Below are 20,031 nucleotides of genomic sequence, written 5' to 3'. Positions count from 1 at the left end.
CGGTTTAATTAGTACACATAATTCGCAGCAATGATTATTTGCTGCTTAATTGATTTGGAGAATTATGATGGGACAAATTACAGGAAAAGTCATTATCATTACAGGAGCAAGTAGCGGTATTGGTGCATCTACAGCTCTTTACCTTTCAAGTAAAAAAGCAATAGTCGTGTTAGCCGCACGCCGAAAGGAGCTTCTCGATAAGCTGGCGCAAGAGTGTATTTCAGTAGGGGGTAGGCCACTAGTTATACCGACAGATGTGACTAAATATAATGATGTTAAAAAGTTAGTCAGTACGACACTCGCTAAATTTGGCAAAATTGATGTATTAATTAATAATGCCGGCCTAATGGCTATTTCCCCCTTAAAATTAAGCAAAGTAGATGAATGGGAAAAAATGGTCGATATTAATATCAAAGGCCTTTTATATGGTATAGCAGAAGTACTTCCTATATTTGAGAAACAAAATAGCGGTCATTTTATTAATATCTCTTCAGTCGCGGGTATAAAAGTATTTAGCCCAGGAGGGACGGTATATAGCGGGACAAAATTTGCAATTCGCGCAATATCAGAAGGCCTACGCCATGAGGCCAGTAAAAATATTAGAACAACAACGATCTGCCCGGGCGTTGTTGATTCAGAATTAAAATTTGGCAGTACTGATCCCACAAGCTTGCAATCAATTATTGATTTTTATAAACAAGCTATCCCTCCGGATTCTATTGCTCGAGCTATTGCTTATGCAATTGAGCAGCCAACGAATGTTGATATCAACGAGATAGTCATACGCCCTACGAAACAAGAATTTTAACCATGTTAATAGGGGAAGACTTAAATAGATTTTGTTATTAAAAATTATCAGGCTCCTTTCTGATGAAAGAAGCTTGTCTTTTTTTCTTAGCACATTCACATTTTTTGATAGGGTATGTTAATGAACGAAAATTATACCGTAGCAGACTATCTTTTAGACCGCCTTGCTCAAATAGGTATTCGCCATTTATTTGGTGTTCCTGGTGATTACAACCTGCAATTTCTTGATCATGTTGTCGATCATCCTCTGATTGATTGGATTGGTTGTGCGAATGAGCTTAATGCCTCTTATGCTGCCGATGGTTACGCACGCTGTAAGCCAGCGGCTGCCTTGCTAACGACCTTCGGTGTTGGAGAACTAAGTGCAATCAATGGAATTGCGGGAGCTTATGCAGAACATCTTACTATTATTCATATCGTTGGGGCGCCTGTATTAAAATCCCAACAAGCTGGATTATTACTGCATCATTCCCTTGGGGATGGTGATTTCGAACATTTTACTCGTATGGCAAAAGAGGTGAGCGTCGCCCAAGCTTGCTTAACACCCGATAATGCAGAATCAGAAATAGATAGATTAATTCTTATAGCTTTAAGTGAGCATCGACCCGTACATCTAGTTATTCCCTGTGATGTCGCAATACGGCCTCTCGTTTCTAAGCCCGCGCCTCTGCTATTACCACAAAGTATTTTATCTACAGCATCACTAAAAATGTTTATTGAATCTGCACGTAAAAAACTTGTAAATGCAAAAAAGGTATCAGTTCTAGCAGGCTATCTTGCTGAACGATTTAATGTGCAGTCACTATTAAAGCACTGGATGAATGAGGTACCTCTTCCTCATTCAGCTTTGTTTTACGGCAAAGGTGTATTCAATGAAAGCCATCCTAATTACGTTGGAACTTATATCGGAGCTGCGAGCGATCCTGAAATACAGCGTCTAGTAGAAGATGCTGATATTACAATCAATATTGGCGTGCAATTTGTAGATACAGCAACTGCAGGTTTTAGCCACCAATTACCCATTGAGAACTGTATTTTCATCCACCCAAATGAAGCCAGAGTGGGGCATCAAGTCTTCACACAAATTCCTATGCAAGAAGCCATTAAAGCGCTTCATCAATTAACATTATCCCTTGCTCAACAATGGAAATTACCAATCATCAACCAGTCTCCATTGCCAAATGTTAGTCAATCAGAGATGAGTCAGCGTTATTTTTGGCATGAAATTCAAAAGTTCATACGACCAAATGATATATTATTTACCGATCAGGGTACTTCCTGTTTTGGGGCTGCAGAGTTAACTTTACCTGAAAATTGTCAATTTGTAGTACAGTCTTTATGGGCATCTGTTGGCTTTTCATTAGCAGCGACATTCGGAGCGCAATTAGCTGAACCCAATCGTCGCGTAATATTATTGATTGGAGATGGCTCTGCACAATTTACGGTGCAAGAGTTAGGAACCATGTTGAGAAATGGATTAAAACCAATAATATTCTTAATCAATAATCAGGGTTATACGGTCGAACGTGCAATTCATGGTCCTGAACAGCCTTACAATGACATCACATTATGGGACTGGACGTCATTATTTAAAGCATTAGCAAATAAACATTCTGCATTTGTACGCCATATAACCGAACCTGAGCAATTGAAATGTGCTTTACAAGATGTAGTTAATTGCGATCAACTCGCCTTTATAGAAGTGGTATTACCTAAGATGGATACCCCAAAAATATTAGATGCAATTTCTATGGCTTTGAAAAAAAACAATACGGAAAAGTAGACACAAACTTATACAGTCGGAAAGATAAAACATAACAGAGGCACAGTAATAAATTATTGTGCCTACCAAGCAACTCATTCAAGCCAACAAATTGAACATCAACGAAAGCTGCTCGAAGGCTTGGTGGATAAGGCGTTCGGTGTAACGGGGGAGGATAGAGATAACCAGCCCTAACATGCTAATTCCAATGGTCAGGGTGAGAGGGAAGCCGACCACGAAAACGGATAATTGCGGCGTCATGCGGTTTAAAATACCAAGAGCGAGATTGAGAATTAAAAATAAGGTGATAAAAGGCAGCGCTAGCATTAATCCATTAATGAAAATTACATTCGCAAATTGAACAAATACCCAAAAACCGTCTCTATTGAGTGGCGCGGTTTGAATTGGTAACAGTTCAAAGGAATTAACCACAATATAAATTAGCCATAAATGGCCGTCAAAGACGAGAAACAATAGCAACGTAATTAAATTAAAAATACGGCCTAAAATGGGCATATTAGGCCCACCCGTTGGGTCAAAGAAAGTGGCAAAAGATAACCCCATCTGTAAACCAATCATTTCACCGGCATGCCGCACCGCCGCAAACGCCATCTGCATCGTTAATCCCATCGCGACACCAATCACTATTTGCTGAACAATCACCCACAAGCCCATGGCTGAAAATAGCGGAATATTTACCACCGGGAGTTGCGGCGACACAATCAGAACAACAAAAAACGCCAACATCACGCGAACTTTTGTCACCGCCTGTTTTTCATTAAAAAACGGCGCGGTACCGAGTAGCGCTAAAAGGCGTATAAAAGGGTAAAAACCTTGGCTAAGCCAGAGAGTGAGCGTTTCACTGGTGATGGTTAACATAGCTAACCAATAATGAAAGGCAGGTTGGTGAATAGCGTTCGCATGTAATCGGTAAGCAGGTTTAACATCCAAGGTCCCGCAATGATAAGCATTGAAATTACCGATAAAATTTTAGGAATAAATGACAATGTCATCTCATTCACCTGAGTCGCGGCTTGTAACAAACTGATAATCAAACCTGCCGCAAGGGCGGCTAACAATAACGGCGCGGCTAACATCAAAGCAATCTTCATTGCCTCCGTACCCATTGCCATAACCGATTCAGGTGTCATGAGAATTCCTAATTAAAAAAGCTTTGCGATAATGAGCCAAGCAATAATTGCCAGCCATCGACCAGAACAAAAAGCATTAACTTAAAGGGTAATGAAACCGTTGCGGGTGGCACCATCATCATACCCAAAGCCATGAGGACACTCGCGACCACTAAATCAATGATCAAAAATGGAATGAAAATAGTAAAACCAATTTGGAATGCGGTTTTTAGCTCACTGGTAATAAAAGCAGGTACTAAAATACGCATGGGAACATCTTTCGCTTCTTGAATATCCCCAATTTTGGCAATCCGCGCAAACAGGGCTAAGTCTGATTCGCGAGTTTGTCCCAGCATAAAAGTTCTAAACGGTGTCGTGCCACGCTCTAAGGCAGTTTCAAGGCTGATTTTGTCTTCACTAAAGGGCTGATAAGCTTCGCGATAAACCTGATCGGCGACGGGTGACATGACAAAAAAAGTTAAAAATAGTGCTAAACCTAACAATACTTGGTTCGGTGGTGCGGAAGGGGTTCCCAGTGCGTTTCGCAGTAGCCCTAGCACGATAATGATGCGAGTAAAGCTGGTCATCATTAACAGTAATGCAGGAATAAAACCTAGCAGGGTTAAGAATAATAAAGTTTGAACAGGTAGTGACCAGGATTGACCTCCATCAGCAAGGGTATGACTGATCACTGCGGGCAAAGCCGCTGATGCGGAATTAGGCAGAGCAAACAAGAGCGCAGTGATTAAGGCGGTAGGTTTTAAAGGTAACATGTGCGCTTCCGGTTACTTATAGATAGGTACGACCGAAGCCGCTTGTTTAGCGGCATCTTGTTTTTTCTTTAATAATGACTGGAATGTCAGCGGCTCAATAGTCGAATCAAAAATTGTATCTTGCGGCGCAGGATATTGATGCAACACATTGACGGTTTGCGCCGTCACGCCCAACACCAAATATTGGTGATTAACTTCCACAACCACTACGCGCTCTTTATTACCTAAGGAGCAGCTGCTTTTAATATTGACGATTGGGTTCTTACTGAATTTTCTCGGGGCAAACCCCAGTTTTTTGACTAACCAAGCCCCTGCCAGTATGAATAAAATAATCCCGCCAAGGGTGCTAGAGATTTGTACTAAGCTATCATTGTGATTGATAGCTTGTGCAGTAGGTTCGCTCGGCGCAATGGTGCTCGATAAAAATGGCGCTTGTGGCGATTCGGTGGATATTGTCATTTCAGTACAGAACCCTGTTCATCATATTAGCGGCTTAACCGACGCATACGTTCAGAAGGCGTGATAATATCAGTAATACGAATACCGTAATTATCTGACACGACGACGACTTCACCTTGGGCAATTAAATAGCCGTTGATCAAAATATCCAAAGGCTCACCGGCTAAACCATCAAGAGAAACCACTGAACCTTGAGACAGGCTGAGCAGTTTTTTAATCGTCATTTTAGTACGACCCAATTCGACAGAAAGACGAACCGGGATATCCATAATCAGATTAATATCGGATAACTGATTCAATGGGTTTTGCCCGTCAAAATTATCAAAAGCCTGTGAACCGGCAGAGGCGGCTTCCGCTTTTTTTTGCAGTTCCAGCGCTTCAGCCCACAGGTCTTCACTGTTGAGATTGGTTGATGCATCAGGAGAATTCTTCGCCTCACTCATTGGTACTTTCCTCATCTAGAGTGTTTAAAACAGGATTAATCAAATGTTCTACACGTAATGCATATTGGCCATTTTGGGTACCATATTGACTGGTTAATACCGGTACACCATCGACATTCACCATTAAGCGGTCTGGCTTCTCAATAGGGATAACATCCCCTTTTTGCAATTGCAGTAATCGGGATATTCTTAGGGGGATATCAACAAAATTAGCGACGAGTTCAAGCTCGGAGCGTTTAACTTGAGTGACTAAATTAGTGACCCAAGCTTCATTTTCTTGATGTCCTTGTTCTACTGGCGGGTTAATTAAACGCTCACGTAGGGGCTCAATCATGGCAATAGGAATACAAATACTAAACTCACCGATGGTATTACCAATCTCAACTAAAAAAGGCGTCGTTACGACGATATCATTCGGTGATGTGGTGATATTAGTGAACTTAACTTGAATTTCAGAACGAACATATTCAACTTCGATATCGGCAATTGGCTTCCACGCATCGCGGTATGCACCTAATGCTAATTTCAACATACGGTTGATAATACGTTGCTCGGTATTAGTAAATTCTTTTCCTTCTGAGCGAACCGGAAAACGGCCATCTCCGCCAAAAAGGTTATCGACAGCGATGTAAACTAACGCAGGTTCAAAAGTGAACAGTGCAGTACCACGCAAAGGTGGCATGTGGATTAAATTCAAGTTTGTTGGTACTGGCAAGTTTCGAGCAAATTCATGATAAGGCTCGATTTTCATACCACCCACGGTGATATCAGGGCTGCGGCGTAACATGTTAAACAGCCCCATACGGAACTGACGAGCAAAGCGCTCATTGATGATTTCAAGGGATTGCATCCGCTCACGAATAACTCGGCGTTGAGTATTCGGGTCATAAGGTCGAATGTTATTCTTACCTTGGCTTTCTGGCTCAGGAGTATTTGTCGATGGTGCATCATCATTGAGCAACGCATCGATTTCAGCCTGAGATAAAATATTATCGCTCATTAGAATTACCGCAGAATAAAAGTAGTGAATAACACATCTGAAATATCCTGATCGGTATCGCCAGGGATCAGGGCAGGGGTTAGCGTTCCTTTAATTTCTTTCATTAATTGCAATTTGCCGTCATGAGTACCCATGATTTTAGATTGTTGTTCTGAAAGCAGGAGCAGCAAGCGGCTGCGTACTTCAGGTAAATACTCATGCAATTGTTTGCGAGATTTTTCATTGGCAAGACGCAATGTCACGTGGATATAGAGCACACGGTCTGGCGCATCATTTAGCCCCGGTAGGTTAACGGTAAAAGGCTCTAACTCCATAAAAATCGGCTGCGGCATGTTAGGACGTTTTTCGTCCGCACTTAAAACTTGAGACTCTTGTTGTGTCGTCCACCAGCTGTAACCACCAAAACCAGCACCCACGAGGGCGAGAAGGGCGAACAGCATGAGCAACCCTTTATTCGAACTTTTAGATTCATTGCGTGAAGACGACATGTTAGCTGAATTCCTGTTTCTTGGATGCCAAACCCAAATGGGTTTTTACTTTATGATCTTTAGCATTATGGCTTGCTTGTGCAGAGTTAAAGGAGTGAAAAACGAAACAAAAAGGCGGTAACTCGGCGCTTTAGTTAGCAAATTGCCGCCAATCGTTTATTAATTACGCAAAAGTATTGATACCACCTTGTCGCGAAGCGGTATTTCGGATAGGAACAGAAGCATTGGCTTCACTCATTCCAACTGCGCCAGCCGATGGATGAGTTGTTGCAATATGTCCATCATGATCATGGCTATTTTGATTGCTAGAGCCTGATTGATTACTCAAATTATCCTGCCCAACTGAGCCTTGAGCCAAATGGATACCGCTTTCCTGTAATGCACTGCGCAGCACTGGCATCATTGACTCCATGGCGGCACGAACATGGCTATGGGGGGAAACAAAGTGCATCACTGCTTGGTTATCTTCAATACGTAAATGGATGTTGAGAGAACCAAGTTCTTCAGGATGTAAGCGAATTTGAGCTTGTGAAACCCCTTGGCGTGAGAAAAACAGCATCTGTTGGCTAAGCTGCTGTTGCCATGCTTCGCTGCCTAATTGGCTATTTAAATGTAGCGTTGGCGGCGCCATCGGTGCATTCATTGCCGCCGCTTGCGTGGCCGATAGTGTTGGCATCATGCTAATTGATTGAGTGGTAGCCTGATGCGTTGTCGAGGCGGTTAAAGCACCGGTTTCACTCTGAACAGTAAATGCACCTTTGACATTATGACTAATATTCTCTGTTGCCATGGCTTGAAGGTTAGATAAGGGTTCTTTATCTAACCCTTTTTTATTCAGTGGCATAAAGTCTTCAGTCAGTTTTTTAGTACGGGGATCACGGGTATTATCGAGTGAAAACAGCGGTTGGTCGCGGCGTTCTTCTTTTTCATTTTTCATAAACACGCCAAGAGCGGGTACATCTTCTTCTGCATCTAATGACAATACAGAGCTCGATAATCGTTTATCATCAGTGCGCGTGATGTCGTGTATATCATCGGTTAATGGCGGCATTTTTTGTGTAAAGGCACCAAGGACGGGTTGTTTTTCTGCACTGATATTCGTCGTTGAAGCCGTTTGTATGCGTTCTGTTAACGATTGTTTTAGGTTGTCTAGCCATGCTTCTTCTGGCGCTTGTTTACCGGTGAGTAGCTCAGTCTGTAATGTGGCTTGAGCACGATCAGGACGAAGACCTCGACTAAAGTTGAGCTGGTCAATGGCATTTTCTGCACTGTCTTTGATAGAAGGTATTTTAGCCGTTGATTCATCAGCTTCTGCTAACTTACTTTTTGTTAGCACTTGATTTAGTGCTTTCTCATCGTTCGCAATATGGGGTGATGGGGGGGACGTTTCAGACGCTTTGGGCGCAGGCTGCTGATTTTCTAAAATGGCTTGAAATGGCAGCGCGGTTACCTGATTTTCATCAGATTTAGGATCGCTTTGTTGCGAATGACTATTTTTAACGGTATTCGCAGGGGCTGCGGTAGGCAGTAGGTTAACATTGACATCCATTTATCGGATTCTCCGTAAAGTCGCTCGTTGAGCAAATTCATCCATCATTTTTTGCTCTAAACGATTTTGACGTTGGCATTCGGTATGTTCAGCGCGTTGGATTAAAGTATCGAACGCATTGACGCGTTGCTGTTTTTCTTGCCAATGACGGTTAGCGTCAGTGACTCGCTGTTCCCATAAACTAAGTTGCTGCTGTTGTTGCTCGATAGTGAGCTCAAGGGTCACTAAAAATTGCTGATAGTTTTGCCATTTGTCTGAGGCCATTCCGCTGTGCAGAGTTTGATTTAGTTTTTGCCGGTACTCTGACTGATAATTTTCCAGCATATTAAGCTGTTGAGACATTTGCGTATGGGTCTGACGCACCTGAGCCAAAACTTTCGCTGCTTCTTCAGAGGCTTCTTCAGCTAATTGTAATAATGTGGCTAAGGCGTTATTTTTTGACATTTATTCCCTCGTTACTCACTAGGCACAACTTGAATCAGTTGCTCACAAGCGGTTTGATAATCGCAGCGCTCATCAATCTCTTGCTGCAAGAATTTAGACATACGTGGGTAGTACTGAATAGCACTATCAAGGAGCGGATCACTGCCCATGGCATAGGCGCCAACGTTAATCAGGTCGCGGTTGCGTTGGTAACTGGAGGTGAGCTGCTTGAAGCGCTGAATTTTACGATAATGGTCTTTGGTAATTAGCTCAGTCATGGCTCGGCTGATTGAGGCTTCAATGTCGATAGCCGGGTAGTGCCCTGATTCCGCCAGTGATCGTGATAAAACAATGTGGCCATCAAGGATCGCACGTGCTGAGTCAGCAATCGGATCTTGTTGGTCATCCCCTTCGGTTAATACGGTATAAAACGCAGTAATAGAGCCACCATTTTTACCATTACCGGCACGTTCAACGAGCGCCGGTAATTTGGCAAATACAGAAGGTGGATAACCTTTGGTGGCAGGGGGCTCACCGACGGCTAAGGCAATTTCTCGCTGCGCCATACTGTAACGAGTGAGCGAGTCCATGATCAATAAAACACTTTGGCCTAAGTCGCGAAAATGTTCGGCAATTCGAGTGGCGTAAGAAGCCCCTTGCATTCGAAGTAAAGGGGATACGTCAGCAGGCGCAGCAACCACAACGGCACGTTGTAAGCCTTCAGGCCCTAAAATATTTTCAATAAAATCTTTGACTTCACGGCCACGCTCACCAATTAGGCCTACCACAATAATATCCGCTTGAGTAAATCGTGCCATCATACCGAGCAACACACTTTTGCCTACGCCAGAACCGGCAAATAATCCCATACGCTGGCCACGGCCTACTGTCAGAAGTGCGTTGATTGCTCGCACGCCTACATCAAGCACACTGCTAATCGGTGTTCTTTCTAATGGGTTGATTGGTGGCGTAATTAACGGCGCACGTGTTTTGACTTCAAGTGCGCCTTTACCATCAAGGGGATTTCCCTGAGCATCTAACACGCGGCCTAATAATTCATTACCGATAGGTAGCAAGCGACTGGTTTGGCCTTCGCTTCCGGTAGATTGCGCGTAAACACGTGCACCGGGTGCGATGCCTTCTAAGTCCGCGAGAGGCATTAGCAGCATACGAGGGCCATTGAAACCGACGACCTCGCAGACCACTTCATCTGCGCCCCCATTAATGGAACGTTCGATGAAGCAGGTCGCACCTAAAGGCATTTTTATCCCTTCGGCTTCCATCACTAGGCCGGTGATTTTAGTCAATCGACCATAATGGCGCACCATCGGGATGCCTTTCATTTTTGACTCGAAGCCATCAAGTGCAGCTATCCAGCGTCCCAAACGTGCGGTCATGATAGGCTCTCCGGTGCATATAAGCGGCATAATTCCTGCCAGCGAGTGGCAACGGTCATATCAATTTCGCCATCTTCAGCAACCACACGACAACCCCCAAGGTGCAGTTTTGGATCTGCCACTAAACGCCAATTATTAAGATTCAACAGTGAGCCAAGATGCTGTTCAATCAATTCCACATGATTTGGGTTTACATGGAGTTCGGGCTGCCCTGCAAAAATCGGTTTTTGCAGTAACAAATTACTAATTTCTTCGAGTAATGCGGTTCCATCACAAACCGTTGATTGCCCTAAAACTTGTTTAGCCGCAGTCAGTGCTATTTGCAGTAATTTTGTGGTGACAACTGTATCGAAAGTATCAAGGGAGTAGTTAAACTCTGTTAATAATTTTTGCCATGTTTCAATCACAGGCTGTTGCAGAGCGAGCGCCTGTTCACGACCTTGCTCCTCTCCCGCCCGTAGACCTTGTTCAAAGCCCGCCTGATATCCTTCTTGCTGACCTTTATCATGGCCTTGTTGAAAACCTGTGCGCTGTGCATCTTCTTTGATGTTATCCAGCAAATTAATTTGCTCTAGCACTTCTTTCGGTTCTAAACAGGGCACTTTGGGCACATCAGGTACAGGGACATCGCTTAAGGATGGGATCCCGGAAGAATTCAGTTCCCATTGATTAAGCTCGCGAAGCTGCCAAGGCTGCCATTGTTCATTGGGCGTTGTTGATTTAGACATATACGTCGTCTCCACCACCAATGGCAATTTCGCCTTTTTCCACTAAGCGGCGAACAATTTGCAGGATAATTTTCTGTTCGTTTTCCACCTGAGACATACGAACCGGTGAACGAGACTCTAAATCGTCGCGTACAATTTCGGCTGCACGAGCCGCCATATTGTTGAGGAAATGGTCGCGCAGTGCTTGGTTGCTGCCTTTGAGTGCAATAACCAGTGAGTCGGTTGAAACGTCTTGTAGAATGCGTTGAATGCTGCGATTGTCCACTTCGATAAGATTTTCGAATAGGAACATTTCGTCAATGATACGTTGAGCCAACTCGCCATCGTAATCACGCATGGCATCGATAACACTTTCTTCTTGCTGATTTTTCATCAGATTAATAATTTCTGCCGCGGTTCTTACGCCACCCATTTTGCTGCGTTTGAGATTTTGGCCATCAAGCAGGTTATTGAGCACTTCGGTCAGTTCAGCTAATGCTGCTGGTTGTACGCCACCAAAGGTCGCGATACGTAGCATAATATCGTTGCGTTGGCGCTCTTCGAATAGCTCCAAAACATCCGCCGCAAGGTTGCGTTTTAAATGAACCAGTATGGTGGCGATAATTTGTGGATGTTCATCACGAATAATATCGGCAACCGTTTGTGGTTCCATGTAGTTGAGGCTTTCGATCCCCGAAGTGGTTTCTTGCTTTTCGAAAATATCTTCGAGCAAGCTCGCTGCGCGTTCTTCCCCAAGGGCTTTAATCAATACTGAACGCAAGTAATCGTTAGTGTTGATATTCAAGGCCGCAAACTGGATAGCTGATTCTTCAAATTCAGTTAACACTTCTGCCAGCTCGTTATTGGAGATTTGGCGCATATTCGAAACCGCCATACTCAATTGCTGAACTTCTTTAGGATTGAGGTGCTTAAACACTTCAGCAGCCTGATCTTCGCCGAGAGTCATCAGCATTACGGCGCTTTTTTCTGTTCCACTTAAACTCATTGGGATTTTCCTAACCACTGACGGATAACCATTGCCACGACTTGAGGGTCTTTTTCTGCCATCTCACGAATACGTAGGCTTTGAATTTCTGCACTTACTCGTTGACGCGTCAGGCGACGACGCGTTTTTTCGTCCATATCTTCATTAATTTCTTCGTCAACGACGAATGGCGCGGTTGATTGTGTTGCCACAAACATTTCAGCTTCAGCCTGTGTTTGTTGTGATTTACGGTATTTAACCCACTGAGGTTTGACACCAAAGCGCCACATAAACCAAGCAATAATTGCGATGAGAATAATTTTTCCGTAATCCAACGCTTGTGCAATAAACTGCGGGTTGGACAACATGGAAACTTCGGGTTCAACAGGCGTATCATTAGTAAATAATGAGTTAGTAATGTTGATAGAATCACCACGGTTAGCGGAATAGCCCATTGCCTCACGGGTTAATGCATCAATTTGTTGCATCATTTCCGGTGGCAATGGCTTCATTTCAGGCCCTTTTTCACCGTCTTGTGAGTGGTAATTGACGATAACTGCGACTGAAAGTCTATCAACGACGCCAATTTGGCGCTGTGTGTGACTGATTTTGCGATCCACTTCGTAATTGGTGGTTTCATCACTTTGTGAGTTAACCGTACTATTACGGGTATTCGTTGTTTGTTGTGTATCTTTATTATCTTTATTGGTTTCGATTGGCGCACTTGGCGCGCTAACAGGTTGATTTGAAAGAGCGCCGGGAACACCACCTGGACCGCCATTATTGTTTTGCATACTTTGGCTGTTCTGGCGTGAACGAATAGCAGCGCTATCGGCTGTTTGGTTAGGTTTATATTCTTCCGAGGTTTGTTCAACCTTCGAAAAGTCCATTTGTGCAGTCACTTGCGCATGAATATTGGCGCGTCCGACTAATGGCGAAAGAATATCCTCAATGCGTTGCTTGAGATGGGCTTCCATCTCTTTGGTCATTTTTATTTGTGCGCTGTTGGTGGATTGTTGGCTATTATCATTATTGGTTAACAGGCGGCCGGTTTGATCGACAATAATCACATTAGCAGCGGTTAGGCCGGTGACACTGCTAGAAACCATATGCACAATAGCGCTAATTTGTCCTTCATCCAGCGCTCTTCCCGGTAATAACCCAACAGTGACAGAGGCGGTAGGTAATTTTTGTTCACGAACAAAAAGGGTCGGTTTTGGAATTGCTAAATGCACTCGCGCGCTTTGTACTGGGCTAAGTGATTCAATTGTGCGTGATAACTCACCTTCTAATGCCCGTTGGTAGTTAATTTGCTCGCTAAATTGGCTGATCCCAAACTGTTCTTTATCTAATAGCTCAAATCCGGTATTTCCACCTTTAGGCAGACCAGACTGTGCGAGCTTTAAACGTAATTCATGCACTTTATCTGCAGGAACTAAAATAGCGCTACCATTATCAGCAATTTGATAAGGCACATTCATTTGAGTCAATTGACTTACAATTTCACCACCATCTTTAGCACTAAGATTGCTAAGGAGTACGCGATAATCAGGGCTACGTAACCAAAGAAGTAGGGCGACAACAATCGCAATCGCAGCAGCTCCTGCAATAATTAACGGTATTTTAGGGTCGGCTTTGATGCTCTCAATCATTGAGGCAAAACCTTTTTTGGTCTCCCCCGTATCTTTAGATGCGGCACTCATAAATATTCCCTGCTTTGCAGACTAGACGGATGAAAATACTTTTGGTGAAACAATGTTATTTCCCTCTTCGTAACGTCACTTTTTTACGTTGCTATTATTTATTGTCTTGAGGGGATCTAATGAGCGAATCAGCCCCTAATTTAGGTGTTATTTGTGGGCTTCAAGTAAAAATCAGTGTGGTAGGGTAGGCAAACTAAAATCAGTTTTTATAAAATTTCGCTCAATAAAGACAAGAGAATAAGATGACGATCCAAGCCATTGAAGGGGTTGTGTCACAATTAAATGTGATGGCAACCCAAGCAACAAACCCGATTAAGCCTGCCATAGAACCAGTTGGCTTTGCGGATCATTTAGTTGCTTCAGTTAACCAAATCAATACAGTACGCAATCAATCAGCGCAAAAAGTTGAGGATTTCACCCTAGGCAAGCAAGATATTGCACTCAATGATGTAATGGTGGATATGCAAAAAGCCAGTCTGAGTTTGCAAATGGGAATTCAGGTTAGAAATAAATTAGTCGCGGCTTATCAAGAAATTATGTCAATGCCAGTGTGATTGGTTTATCTATTTGAATGTTATGAATTAGTCGCCTTGCTTATGTGCCAAAGAGGACATCAGCAGGGCTTTTTTATTGCTGAAATAAGGTAGAGGGAGTAGAGTTTTAACTTAAGCCAAACAGAAGTGTAATAAACTATGGGACGCTAAAATGACGCGGAATGAAATGATAGACTATATCCAAAGCCAGTACGGGGTGAGTACCGAGAGTCCGTGGATTAAGTTTCCGAACTATGTTGTTTTTAGACATCAAAATAACTCAAAATGGTTCGCCTTGGTCATGAGCGTTCCTTCTGAAAAGCTTGATCAAGGTAGTGGTATTGATTTAGTTGATATCGTAAATCTAAAAGCTTCCCCGGAATTAGTCGGTTCTTTGCGATTAATAAAAGACGTTTACCCTGCGTATCATATGAATAAAGAACATTGGGTGACGATAAAGCTAGGGAGCCATTTTCATGATGACGAACTGAAATTATTGATTGATGATAGTTACCGGTTAACGACAAAGTAAGGGGTGACTTAATCCTCTGACATAGCTTGAAGCTAAAAAAATAGCCCCTGGTGTTGGGGCCTAAAGGGATGGTCTATTAATTGAGGGTAATGCTTAAATACAGTTATACAGACAAATGCGTCATTTTATGAAAGCCAAGTTAAATAACGTGCAGGAATTGTAAAGTTTATCGCTTAATGAGCAATTCATTAATTGATGACATTAAATTAAATTCAGCTAATCGCGTTAACGTATTTTCTATTTCTATCGTACGAATTAATACCGAATAGCGTTATTCCCCTTCCAATTGCCACCTAGATCACAGACTACAGCCAGTGAGTCGCTTTAGGCTGTTCATTTCACGTCTGATTGACTAACATAAGTTAAATTAATATGGAAAAGAGGGAATGAAATGAAAACATTTGGGGTTGTTCTGGCGATTATTGGTCTCATTACAGCAATAATATCGTTTAATATGGATGTCAGTATTCCATTGGTCTATGGCGAAAGTGTTAAGGACGCTGGGTTAGCATTTGATCGGCAAAATTATATTATTGCCAGCTTAGTGGTGGCCGTTTTTGGTGTGCTGATTGTTATCTTCGGTAATAGAAAAAATAAATAAAAGGATAGTGATTAAATTTTTTAATCAATAACTACAGATAAATCCGAATTGGTCGTAATTGGAACATCCATCAAAGCGAATAAAAGGAGAGGATAGCTAGATACATTAACTTTGTTCATCAATAAATGAATAGCTTTATAGGGGTATTATCGCCACTTTTATAATACTTCTATTATTTTCCTCGAAATTATATGTAAGAATACTTAGGTGTTGAATTGTAATTCATTAGTTAAATCATTTGGTTAGATGTTGTAAGGAGGTAGCTTTAATGTATTATCAGCTTGGTCTTGAATTTCCCTTGGTTCCATTTTGTTTCTTTTAAAACCGCCATTGATGGCGGTTTTTTTTATTTCCATTTGGCGGATAACCAAAGGCCGCTTGTTTTCATTGAATAGCCAAATAAAACACCCACTAATAATGATTGTATGGTGATTGCCCACTCGCCTTGTGCCGCAAAAATGGCACAAGCACCAATAAAGGTACCTGGGATATAAGCCAACCATGCCTTATGCGCTTGAATGCACATCATAAAAGCGATAACACCGGTAATTAAGTATCCTAGAACATCCGGAGAGTCCTGAAAATAGGTTCCACTGTGGATAATAATCAACCCCCAAATGACACCACTAACAACAGTGATAGCCGTGATAGCCAGCCCCTTGAAGCCATCTTTGGGGTAAGCAAAATAGGCAGTACAGCCTAAAAACCCCGCCCAACCAATTAACCCGAATGCGTTAGCAACCCATGCCCAAACGCCTGAAAGAATAGCCGTTGTTAAAGAAAGAGAAAAAAGTATCTTCACAATATACACTTCAAATTATTGTTACAAATTAATCAAATAGGCGAATTAACTTTTTAGGTTTACTCGCTCTTTCCATATTGGCGGTATTAAATTGATAGGTAATATCAATGTTGCCTTTGTAGGGGCAGTCGAACATTAATCATATAAATATTATGTTTTTTATTATGTTTTTTATTATGTTTTTTTGATAACTGTTTTTTGCAAGGGGAGCATTGTATAGACTTGGGTTAAACGTTGCAATTCGTCTGAGTGAATTTGCGAGTATTAAATTTAACTGTTTGATTATCATTAAATATATGTAATTTTTAAGTTGAATATATAAAAGGATTTTTAACGTTCAATTTATCAATTAACCTCAAACCGTATTTTTGCTTCAATTTATTTCTTCTGCCATGTAGCATAAGGTAAATTTACTTGTGAGGGTGATAGGATGAAATGGATTATAGCCGGAGTTGCTGCATTAGCATTAGTTGGATGCGATAACACATCAAATGCACCGTTTGGCCTAAATTGGGGGCAAACCATCGACAGCGTTAATTTTATTAAAGCGGGTGATTGCAAAGCCAATGGCAGCAAAACCATCTGCACGTTTGGCGCTCAAAAGCCCTTCAATGACTGGAGTTATGAAAACCAATTAGTCTTTGAAGGCAATAATCTCTCTCAAGTGGTTACAACTATTGTTGGTGTAGAAGACTACGCATCACCAAAACCAAACTTTGATAATTTTAAACAAAAATTGAACAGTGAAATTAGCTATTTGGCTGAAAAAGGCTTTGATAAAGAAACAGCGGATTCAGTCAACAATAAATGCCAGTCAGAAGCGAGTTGTGACAAAGTCGGTGAATCAGCACAAACAAGTCTTGGGATGAGTAACTTGTGGGTCACGATTAACCCAACGCCGATAGCCATTATCACCTTTACTCAGCAATAGATTAAAACGGGATAAGCTTATTATTTATAAAATAGTGCCAATAAAGTCGTTGGCACTATTGATTAGTGGCAATTTAAGAAAGTATGAACGTTAGTGATTTACCAACCGAATGCGATACCTGCACCAATCACTGGGCTGCTTGCATTGTTCCAAGAAACAGAACCACGTAGGTTTAAATTTTGTTTGAGTTGATACTGAGCTCCCGCCGCGATAGCCTTAGCACTTTTATAATTCCCTAAGCCGATACCAGCACTAAAGCGTGTTTTAGTTGAGTAAGGGATATTCGACATTGCAGCAACCGATGCGATACCGGCATTGGCTCGCTTGGCATTTTTGGCTATTTTTCGTTCAATGTTATCGAATTTTTTATCATATTGGCTTTCGATACTATCGAATCGGTTGATATTCAACATTTGTTGATTTCGGAGTGTTAAATCGGTGTGGGATTTGCTGGTCGTGACGGCATCTTCAATCAAACTATTTAGAATAATTTCGCTATCAGCCAATTTTTCTTCAGTGGCGATGATTTTGTCGTCAGTATATTTTTTCCCTTTAATGTTATTATCTTCTACAGCTAAATTTAACTCAGTTAAAGTATCATTTAATGTATTAATCGAATTATCGGTTCTTTTTATCTCTTCAATCTGTTTTTTATCTAAATCTTGTATATCTCGATGTAGCTTCATCGTAATACGCCTATCAATGAGTTGATTCTCGGTAATAGTCTTATTAATATCGTCGACTTTACTATTCACGTTATTATCGAGGGTCGTTATTCTATCACTGATGTTTTTTCCAATATAACTTATTCTCGTATTGGTATCGCTAATACCTTTTTTTGCATTATTAATATCATCTCGAAAATGTGCCAGTTGATCACTTTTTTCGAGTGGCTGATAATCCTCATGAATATGTTCAGGGTAAACCAAAGATTCATTGAACGGCGTTTTTGGCGTTTCAACAAAATCATCAGCAATCGCGTGATAAGGTAGAGCAGATAACATAACCGCAGTGATACTGTTCAATAACAGCTTCTTTTTCATATCGTAATTTCCATATAACGAATAAAAGAGGGGATAAAAATTAATTCAATTCATTTGAATTTTTTATCGTTAAAAACAGTCAGGATAATAAGGATTTTATTGACGAGGGTAAAATCAGTTTTTTAACTTGGTTTGCTCGAAATATCCGTGTTTGAAGAAATTAAATACAATGGTATTTATCGTTTAAATTGAATGATCAATTTAATTTTGTGTTAGCCCGTTTCTTAATAAGAATTTTGAGTATATATCATAAATTAAAATAAATATTATAATAATAAGCTTATTATTTAAGTGGCGAATAACCTTTATGATAAGAGAAAATCAATTCATTTAGTTTAAGTGGGTGTTTTAGTATTCCGTAAAATATCAGTGACTGATAAATGGCTATTGAAACGAGATATCAGGTGTTTTTTTCTAAATAACATGTTATTTTTCTGTGAAATTTTATTATTGGTACTTATCGTGGCACTTTTAGCCATTCATCATGGCAATAATGCCACTTTTTGCATGTCATTATGCTAACTAAAGTACGATAATATTGGGTAAGTATTTGATTGAAAGTTATTGAATTTATAGGATTTAAGATATGGCAGTAAGACAAATTATTGAAATCCCTGATGAAAGATTGCGCATAAATTGTGCGCCAGTCACCGATTTTGCTGCAGTACAAACGTTAATTGATGATTTACTCGATACCCTGTACAGCACCGACAACGGGGTTGGTTTAGCGGCAACGCAAATCGCTGAAACCAAATCAATTATGGTGATCGATATTTCAGAAGAACGTAACCAGCCGATGGTGTTTGTTAATCCTGAAATCATTGAAAGTGAAGGGGAGACCAGCTATCAGGAAGGGTGTTTGTCTGTACCTGAAATTTATGCGGATGTAGACCGTTTCTTGCGTGTAAAAGTGAAAGCTTTTGACCGAGACGGCAAGGAATTTGTTGTTGATAACGATGAGTTTTTAGCCATTGTAATGCAACATGAAATAGACCACTTACATGGCAAAGTATTCCTCGACCATTTATCGCCACTTAAACGTAATATGTTGTTGAAAAAGCTAAAAAAGCAACAACGTTTAAAACAGCAATAATAACGCGTTATTGTTTGTTCCCTTTCGCAGTACGCTAGCTAAAGTCTAACAGCCATGAGTGTCAGGTTATTTTACCTGACACATTAATGCTTATTCCATGGGCTTAATAATCAGCGCAGTATCTGAGTCATCAAACTGACCGTAGCTATTATTCAGTACGCGCTGTTGATCTAATTGTTTTATTTCTTTACTGAGAAAATTTAAATGCTGTTGTAAGTATTCTTTAGTAATACGTTCGTTCTCAATAATTTTTTGTAATAATTGAATAAATTCTTCGGTAATGGGCTGCTGCTCCTCAAATATTTGCGTTAAAACCGTGAGGTTTTCCACAGCAAGCACATACTCGGTTTCGCGGGAGACCAGCGCCTCCCACTCCCCTGATTGCGCTAAGGCAACTAAATTTTCGCTTAAAACTAAAACATTTCGGTATATTTCGGGTAAATCGATAGGATTTTTATTGTCCACCGGGTTATCTTTCATCCACATTTGCACCGATTTGCTGCCATGCAGAAGCGATATCGGAGAGTAATTGGTAAACTTCCTGGACATAAGCCACGTTGTTTTCGAGATTGGCGCGAAGCAATTGCATCGTCATATAATCATATAAACTTGCTAAATTCTCAGCAAGTTCACCGCCAGCCTCATAATTAAGCGATTGTTTTAAGCCTGTGTCAATGATATCGATAGCTTTTGAGATTTCTTTACCTTTTTCAGCAACCTTGCCTTGTTCCATAAAAATCTCCCCCCGTTTAAGGGCACTTAATGCCCCTTTGAACAGAATTTGAATCAGTTGGTAAGGGGTTGCATTGGTAATTTCACTTTCTAAATTAACCTGTTGATAGGCTTGGTTTGCCTTGCTCTGATACATAG

Annotated in this window: 24 protein-coding genes; 7 read left to right on the top strand and 17 right to left on the bottom strand. The window is 41.3% G+C overall.

Going from position 1 to position 20,031, the window contains the following annotated elements; all coding sequences use genetic code 11:
- The first annotated feature begins 67 nt into the window (after positions 1-67).
- Both M998_RS03835 and M998_RS03830 read left to right on the top strand, forming a co-directional pair.
- Complete coding sequence (locus M998_RS03835; protein WP_311136267.1) at positions 68-808, top strand: SDR family oxidoreductase; 741 nt, start codon at positions 68-70, stop codon at positions 806-808.
- A 120-nt stretch (positions 809-928) separates the two neighbouring features.
- A complete protein-coding gene (locus M998_RS03830; RefSeq protein ID WP_068907650.1) occupies positions 929-2,590 on the top strand; it encodes an alpha-keto acid decarboxylase family protein in 1,662 nt (553 codons plus the stop codon).
- A 78-nt stretch (positions 2,591-2,668) separates the two neighbouring features.
- Here the strand turns inward: M998_RS03830 and fliR are convergent, their stop codons facing one another.
- From fliR to fliF, 13 genes are all read right to left on the bottom strand, one after another.
- Positions 2,669-3,448, bottom strand: coding sequence for a flagellar biosynthetic protein FliR (fliR, locus tag M998_RS03825; protein WP_068442643.1), 780 nt, complete (start codon positions 3,446-3,448; stop codon positions 2,669-2,671).
- Positions 3,449-3,450: 2 nt separating this feature from the next.
- Positions 3,451-3,720: a flagellar biosynthesis protein FliQ gene (gene fliQ, locus M998_RS03820; protein ID WP_068442646.1), complete on the bottom strand. Its 270-nt coding sequence runs from the start codon at positions 3,718-3,720 to the stop codon at positions 3,451-3,453.
- 8 nt (positions 3,721-3,728) lie between these two features.
- A complete protein-coding gene (gene fliP, locus M998_RS03815) occupies positions 3,729-4,472 on the bottom strand; it encodes a flagellar type III secretion system pore protein FliP (protein ID WP_068442648.1) in 744 nt (247 codons plus the stop codon).
- Positions 4,473-4,484: 12 nt separating this feature from the next.
- The gene (gene fliO, locus M998_RS03810; RefSeq protein WP_068907648.1) at positions 4,485-4,931 is read right to left on the bottom strand and encodes a flagellar biosynthetic protein FliO; all 447 of its coding nucleotides are present in this window, start codon (positions 4,929-4,931) and stop codon (positions 4,485-4,487) included.
- Between the two features lie 26 nt (positions 4,932-4,957).
- Entirely contained in the window at positions 4,958-5,374 is a 417-nt protein-coding gene (gene fliN / locus M998_RS03805; RefSeq protein ID WP_068442654.1) for a flagellar motor switch protein FliN, read from the bottom strand.
- Positions 5,367-6,374: a flagellar motor switch protein FliM gene (gene fliM / locus M998_RS03800; protein ID WP_068442656.1), complete on the bottom strand. Its 1,008-nt coding sequence runs from the start codon at positions 6,372-6,374 to the stop codon at positions 5,367-5,369. The genes fliN and fliM overlap by 8 nt, the downstream gene beginning before the upstream one ends.
- 5 nt (positions 6,375-6,379) lie before the next feature.
- Complete coding sequence (fliL, locus tag M998_RS03795) at positions 6,380-6,862, bottom strand: flagellar basal body-associated protein FliL (protein ID WP_068442659.1); 483 nt, start codon at positions 6,860-6,862, stop codon at positions 6,380-6,382.
- Positions 6,863-7,025: 163 nt separating this feature from the next.
- Positions 7,026-8,411 (bottom strand): flagellar hook-length control protein FliK, encoded by a 1,386-nt coding sequence (locus M998_RS03790; protein WP_068907646.1) that lies wholly within the window; start codon positions 8,409-8,411, stop codon positions 7,026-7,028.
- Positions 8,412-8,855: a flagellar export protein FliJ gene (gene fliJ, locus M998_RS03785; RefSeq protein WP_068442665.1), complete on the bottom strand. Its 444-nt coding sequence runs from the start codon at positions 8,853-8,855 to the stop codon at positions 8,412-8,414.
- Between the two features lie 11 nt (positions 8,856-8,866).
- Entirely contained in the window at positions 8,867-10,231 is a 1,365-nt protein-coding gene (fliI, locus tag M998_RS03780) for a flagellar protein export ATPase FliI (protein WP_068442668.1), read from the bottom strand.
- On the bottom strand, positions 10,228-10,959 hold the full coding sequence (gene fliH / locus M998_RS03775; protein WP_068907644.1) for a flagellar assembly protein FliH: 732 nt from the start codon (positions 10,957-10,959) through the stop codon (positions 10,228-10,230). Before fliH ends, fliI begins: the two co-directional genes overlap by 4 nt.
- On the bottom strand, positions 10,952-11,944 hold the full coding sequence (gene fliG / locus M998_RS03770) for a flagellar motor switch protein FliG (RefSeq protein ID WP_068442675.1): 993 nt from the start codon (positions 11,942-11,944) through the stop codon (positions 10,952-10,954). Before fliG ends, fliH begins: the two co-directional genes overlap by 8 nt.
- Positions 11,941-13,626, bottom strand: a complete 1,686-nt coding sequence (gene fliF, locus M998_RS03765) for a flagellar basal-body MS-ring/collar protein FliF (protein WP_068907642.1) — start codon at positions 13,624-13,626, stop codon at positions 11,941-11,943. Before fliF ends, fliG begins: the two co-directional genes overlap by 4 nt.
- A 242-nt stretch (positions 13,627-13,868) precedes the next feature.
- Here fliF and fliE point away from each other — a divergent pair, with 242 nt between their 5' ends.
- From fliE to M998_RS03750, 3 genes are all read left to right on the top strand, one after another.
- Positions 13,869-14,180: a flagellar hook-basal body complex protein FliE gene (gene fliE / locus M998_RS03760; protein WP_068907640.1), complete on the top strand. Its 312-nt coding sequence runs from the start codon at positions 13,869-13,871 to the stop codon at positions 14,178-14,180.
- A 151-nt stretch (positions 14,181-14,331) separates the two neighbouring features.
- A complete protein-coding gene (locus tag M998_RS03755; RefSeq protein WP_068907638.1) occupies positions 14,332-14,691 on the top strand; it encodes an MmcQ/YjbR family DNA-binding protein in 360 nt (119 codons plus the stop codon).
- Positions 14,692-15,082: 391 nt separating this feature from the next.
- Complete coding sequence (locus M998_RS03750; RefSeq protein WP_068907636.1) at positions 15,083-15,292, top strand: hypothetical protein; 210 nt, start codon at positions 15,083-15,085, stop codon at positions 15,290-15,292.
- A 346-nt stretch (positions 15,293-15,638) separates the two neighbouring features.
- Here the strand turns inward: M998_RS03750 and M998_RS03745 are convergent, their stop codons facing one another.
- Positions 15,639-16,094: a DUF1097 domain-containing protein gene (locus M998_RS03745; protein ID WP_068907634.1), complete on the bottom strand. Its 456-nt coding sequence runs from the start codon at positions 16,092-16,094 to the stop codon at positions 15,639-15,641.
- Between the two features lie 430 nt (positions 16,095-16,524).
- On the opposite strand from M998_RS03745, the gene M998_RS03740 reads away from it, so the two are divergent.
- Positions 16,525-17,025 (top strand): hypothetical protein, encoded by a 501-nt coding sequence (locus tag M998_RS03740; RefSeq protein ID WP_068907632.1) that lies wholly within the window; start codon positions 16,525-16,527, stop codon positions 17,023-17,025.
- 98 nt (positions 17,026-17,123) lie between these two features.
- Here the strand turns inward: M998_RS03740 and M998_RS19785 are convergent, their stop codons facing one another.
- The gene (locus M998_RS19785; RefSeq protein ID WP_068907630.1) at positions 17,124-18,068 is read right to left on the bottom strand and encodes a YadA-like family protein; all 945 of its coding nucleotides are present in this window, start codon (positions 18,066-18,068) and stop codon (positions 17,124-17,126) included.
- A 586-nt stretch (positions 18,069-18,654) separates the two neighbouring features.
- On the opposite strand from M998_RS19785, the gene def reads away from it, so the two are divergent.
- Entirely contained in the window at positions 18,655-19,161 is a 507-nt protein-coding gene (gene def, locus M998_RS03730) for a peptide deformylase (RefSeq protein ID WP_068907628.1), read from the top strand.
- Positions 19,162-19,251: 90 nt separating this feature from the next.
- Here def and fliT read toward each other — a convergent pair whose 3' ends face one another.
- Both fliT and fliS read right to left on the bottom strand, forming a co-directional pair.
- On the bottom strand, positions 19,252-19,641 hold the full coding sequence (fliT, locus tag M998_RS03725; protein WP_068442699.1) for a flagellar protein FliT: 390 nt from the start codon (positions 19,639-19,641) through the stop codon (positions 19,252-19,254).
- A complete protein-coding gene (gene fliS, locus M998_RS03720; protein ID WP_068442702.1) occupies positions 19,631-20,029 on the bottom strand; it encodes a flagellar export chaperone FliS in 399 nt (132 codons plus the stop codon). The genes fliT and fliS overlap by 11 nt, the downstream gene beginning before the upstream one ends.
- Positions 20,030-20,031 lie beyond the last annotated feature (2 nt).

The sequence above is a fragment of the Providencia heimbachae ATCC 35613 genome (assembly GCF_001655055.1).
Lineage (GTDB): Bacteria > Pseudomonadota > Gammaproteobacteria > Enterobacterales > Enterobacteriaceae > Providencia > Providencia heimbachae.
Note: the sequence above shows the minus strand (reverse complement) of the source record. Positions and strands in the feature narration are given on the sequence as shown.

Excerpts from the sequence above, each read along its gene's own strand:
- M998_RS19785 (WP_068907630.1), bottom strand. The coding sequence starts at position 18,068 with ATGAAAAAGAAGCTGTTATTGAACAGTATCACTGCGGTTATGTTATCT.
- fliS (WP_068442702.1), bottom strand. The coding sequence starts at position 20,029 with ATGTATCAGAGCAAGGCAAACCAAGCCTATCAACAGGTTAATTTAGAA.
- fliT (WP_068442699.1), bottom strand. The coding sequence starts at position 19,641 with ATGAAAGATAACCCGGTGGACAATAAAAATCCTATCGATTTACCCGAA.
- fliM (WP_068442656.1), bottom strand. The coding sequence starts at position 6,374 with ATGAGCGATAATATTTTATCTCAGGCTGAAATCGATGCGTTGCTCAAT.
- fliO (WP_068907648.1), bottom strand. The coding sequence starts at position 4,931 with ATGACAATATCCACCGAATCGCCACAAGCGCCATTTTTATCGAGCACC.
- fliN (WP_068442654.1), bottom strand. The coding sequence starts at position 5,374 with ATGAGTGAGGCGAAGAATTCTCCTGATGCATCAACCAATCTCAACAGT.
- fliH (WP_068907644.1), bottom strand. The coding sequence starts at position 10,959 with ATGTCTAAATCAACAACGCCCAATGAACAATGGCAGCCTTGGCAGCTT.
- def (WP_068907628.1), top strand. The coding sequence starts at position 18,655 with ATGGCAGTAAGACAAATTATTGAAATCCCTGATGAAAGATTGCGCATA.
- M998_RS03750 (WP_068907636.1), top strand. The coding sequence starts at position 15,083 with ATGAAAACATTTGGGGTTGTTCTGGCGATTATTGGTCTCATTACAGCA.
- M998_RS03835 (WP_311136267.1), top strand. The coding sequence starts at position 68 with ATGGGACAAATTACAGGAAAAGTCATTATCATTACAGGAGCAAGTAGC.
- fliQ (WP_068442646.1), bottom strand. The coding sequence starts at position 3,720 with ATGACACCTGAATCGGTTATGGCAATGGGTACGGAGGCAATGAAGATT.
- M998_RS03740 (WP_068907632.1), top strand. The coding sequence starts at position 16,525 with ATGAAATGGATTATAGCCGGAGTTGCTGCATTAGCATTAGTTGGATGC.
- fliP (WP_068442648.1), bottom strand. The coding sequence starts at position 4,472 with ATGTTACCTTTAAAACCTACCGCCTTAATCACTGCGCTCTTGTTTGCT.
- fliJ (WP_068442665.1), bottom strand. The coding sequence starts at position 8,855 with ATGTCAAAAAATAACGCCTTAGCCACATTATTACAATTAGCTGAAGAA.
- fliI (WP_068442668.1), bottom strand. The coding sequence starts at position 10,231 with ATGACCGCACGTTTGGGACGCTGGATAGCTGCACTTGATGGCTTCGAG.
- fliR (WP_068442643.1), bottom strand. The coding sequence starts at position 3,448 with ATGTTAACCATCACCAGTGAAACGCTCACTCTCTGGCTTAGCCAAGGT.
- M998_RS03830 (WP_068907650.1), top strand. The coding sequence starts at position 929 with ATGAACGAAAATTATACCGTAGCAGACTATCTTTTAGACCGCCTTGCT.
- fliF (WP_068907642.1), bottom strand. The coding sequence starts at position 13,626 with ATGAGTGCCGCATCTAAAGATACGGGGGAGACCAAAAAAGGTTTTGCC.
- M998_RS03755 (WP_068907638.1), top strand. The coding sequence starts at position 14,332 with ATGACGCGGAATGAAATGATAGACTATATCCAAAGCCAGTACGGGGTG.
- fliL (WP_068442659.1), bottom strand. The coding sequence starts at position 6,862 with ATGTCGTCTTCACGCAATGAATCTAAAAGTTCGAATAAAGGGTTGCTC.
- fliE (WP_068907640.1), top strand. The coding sequence starts at position 13,869 with ATGACGATCCAAGCCATTGAAGGGGTTGTGTCACAATTAAATGTGATG.
- M998_RS03790 (WP_068907646.1), bottom strand. The coding sequence starts at position 8,411 with ATGGATGTCAATGTTAACCTACTGCCTACCGCAGCCCCTGCGAATACC.
- fliG (WP_068442675.1), bottom strand. The coding sequence starts at position 11,944 with ATGAGTTTAAGTGGAACAGAAAAAAGCGCCGTAATGCTGATGACTCTC.